General features: G+C 43.7%; 4 protein-coding genes. All 4 read right to left on the bottom strand.

Annotation, left to right across the window (positions count from 1 at the left end):
- The coding region (gene tuf / locus Q5866_RS21015) for an elongation factor Tu (protein WP_303182346.1) at positions 1 to 966 on the bottom strand (966 nt) is incomplete at its 3' end.
- 171 nt (positions 967 to 1,137) lie between these two features.
- Positions 1,138 to 1,434: a ribosome-associated translation inhibitor RaiA gene (raiA, locus tag Q5866_RS21020; RefSeq protein WP_186976743.1), complete on the bottom strand. Its 297-nt coding sequence runs from the start codon at positions 1,432 to 1,434 to the stop codon at positions 1,138 to 1,140.
- Positions 1,435 to 1,452: 18 nt separating this feature from the next.
- On the bottom strand, positions 1,453 to 2,364 hold the full coding sequence (locus tag Q5866_RS21025) for a tyrosine-type recombinase/integrase (protein WP_303182348.1): 912 nt from the start codon (positions 2,362 to 2,364) through the stop codon (positions 1,453 to 1,455).
- A gap of 70 nt (positions 2,365 to 2,434) precedes the next feature.
- Positions 2,435 to 2,602 (bottom strand): 30S ribosomal protein S21 (gene rpsU / locus Q5866_RS21030; RefSeq protein WP_303182350.1); only part of this gene is annotated, 168 nt, incomplete at its 5' end.

Here is a 2,602-nt window from a genome sequence, read left to right on the forward strand (position 1 = left end):
AGTGTGACGACCACCTTCTTCTTTCTTCAAGATATAAACCTCAGCTTTGAATTTATCGTGCGGTTTAACAGAACCCGGTTTTGCCAATACCATACCACGTTTGATCTCGTCTTTATCGATACCGCGAAGCAACAAACCAACGTTGTCACCGGCCTGACCTTCGTCAAGAATCTTACGGAACATCTCAACACCGGTACATACGGTTTTCTTACCGTCAGCTCCCAAACCGATGATTTCCATCTCATCACCTGTGTGAATGATACCGGTTTCGATACGACCAGTAGCAACAGTTCCACGACCAGTGATAGAGAACACGTCCTCAACAGGCATCAAGAAAGGTTTATCAACGGCACGTTGCGGCAACTCGATCCAGTTGTCAACAGAGTCCATCAATTCCATTACTTTCTCTTCCCATTTAGCTTCTCCGTTCAATGCTCCAAGAGCAGAACCCAAGATCACCGGGGTATTGTCACCATCATATTGATAGAAAGACAACAACTCGCGAACTTCCATCTCAACCAATTCCAACATTTCCGGGTCGTCAACCATATCCACTTTGTTCAAGAACACAACGATTCTCGGAACGTTTACCTGACGAGCCAAAAGGATGTGCTCACGAGTCTGAGGCATCGGACCATCGGTAGCGGCACAAACCAAGATAGCACCATCCATCTGAGCAGCACCGGTTACCATGTTCTTTACATAGTCGGCGTGTCCCGGACAGTCAACGTGCGCGTAGTGACGATTTGCTGTTGAATACTCTACGTGAGAAGTATTAATAGTGATACCTCTTTCTTTTTCTTCCGGAGCGTTATCGATAGAATCGAAAGAACGCAATTCAGAAAGACCTTTTTTTGCTAATACCGTAGTGATAGCAGCCGTCAAAGTAGTTTTACCGTGGTCAACGTGACCGATAGTACCAATATTTACGTGTGGTTTGGACCTGTCAAAATGTTCTTTAGCCATAACTCTAAAACAATTTTATTATTAAACAATTTATCACAATAACTCTATATTCATGCAAGTAACTCGCTGTTTATCTGATTCTTGATCAAACAAGGCGAGAAATCCCATTTAATTTGGCTTGCAAATGTACAAATTAAAAATCATATCTCACAATAAATGAGATCATTTTTCTCAATTTTCTCTTTTTTCTTTCGCCTTAACTAACTGTCTCTTGAGCACATCATACAACTCATCGACAGTCTCCTCGAAAGTTTTCGCGTTCTTTTTGGCAAATACTTCCTGCCCTTTTATATCTACATGTACCTCGGTCAGTTTATTCTCGAGTTGATCATCCTTTTCCAATTTCAAGGTAACGTCAACTCCCATAATACCGTCGTGGTACTTTTCCAGCTTCGAGAATTTCTTGTTTATAAACTCTTCCAACACCGGATTAACTGAAAAACCTACAGGATTAATTCTAATTTCCATATCGTTTCCTCCTATAATTTATGCTCGCGGGTGAGCTTGTTTAAAAATCTTCAACATTTTCTCTACCGAATTATGCGTGTAAACTTGAGTGGCTGCCAGACTGGAGTGCCCCAACAATTCCTTGATACCTTGGATTGACGCCCCGTGTTCCAGCAAGTGAGTGGCAAACGAATGCCTCAACACGTGCGGACTGCGCTTTGACAATGAAGTATGTTCTGCCAACGCCGCCACCACCAAACGGTAAACGAATTGCGGGTAGATCGGCTTACCTTTATCAGTCACGAAGAACATCCCGTGTTCACGTTCCACGACTTCGGCACGCCCCTTGATATAACAAGCAATATCCTCCTCCAATTCTCTCAAGATCGGGACTTCCCGCTGTTTTCCGCCCTTACCGTGGACACGTATACAATGCCGCGACAAATCAACATCAACCAGCCGTAATCCGACAATTTCAGAACGCCTCATGCCCGTGTCGTAAGCCATCAGCAAAATCAGAAAATCTCTCAACCCATGAAAGCCTTCCTCTTTCTCCGCGTCATCCAGCGTGATCTCCATATCCTGCTCGTTCACGAAAACAGGCAATCTTTTCGGCAACTTCGGTCCCGAAATATCTTCGGCCGGATTCACCTCCATCACCCCTTCTTTCACGAGGAAACGGAAAAACGCTTTAACGCTGCTTAACTTACGCTTACCGGAAGCCGGATGCAACTTTTGTTTACCTCCTTTGTTCCTCAAAGCTCCTCTCATTTCCGCCACGACCCACTCTCTCACGAGCTTGGTCGTCATTCGGGAAAAATCCTCGTCTTCCTCGTCCATTCCACAAAAGTCGTAAAACTGACGCAAATCCGTTTTGTAAGCGACCACCGTATGAGCGGAGTAACGCTTCACGTCTTCCAAGTATTTCAAAAATAGTCCGATCTGTGTCATTTTTTATAAATAATAAGCCGTAAGCAAGTTACGCCTTTTGTTTGGAAAAACAAAGGAAGAATTCGAATTTTTATTCTTCAGCCTGTTGCAAAGATTGACGATAGGCAGCCTTCATACGAGCCACTCTGTTTCTCACAGACGGTTTCGTGAAAGCTTGACGATCTCTCAGTTCTTTAATAACACCGGTTTTCTCGAATTTTCTTTTAAATTTCTTCAGCGCTTTTTCAATGTTTTCGCC

This window comes from uncultured Butyricimonas sp., from assembly GCF_959596855.1.
GTDB classification, from domain to species: Bacteria; Bacteroidota; Bacteroidia; order Bacteroidales; family Marinifilaceae; genus Butyricimonas; species Butyricimonas muris.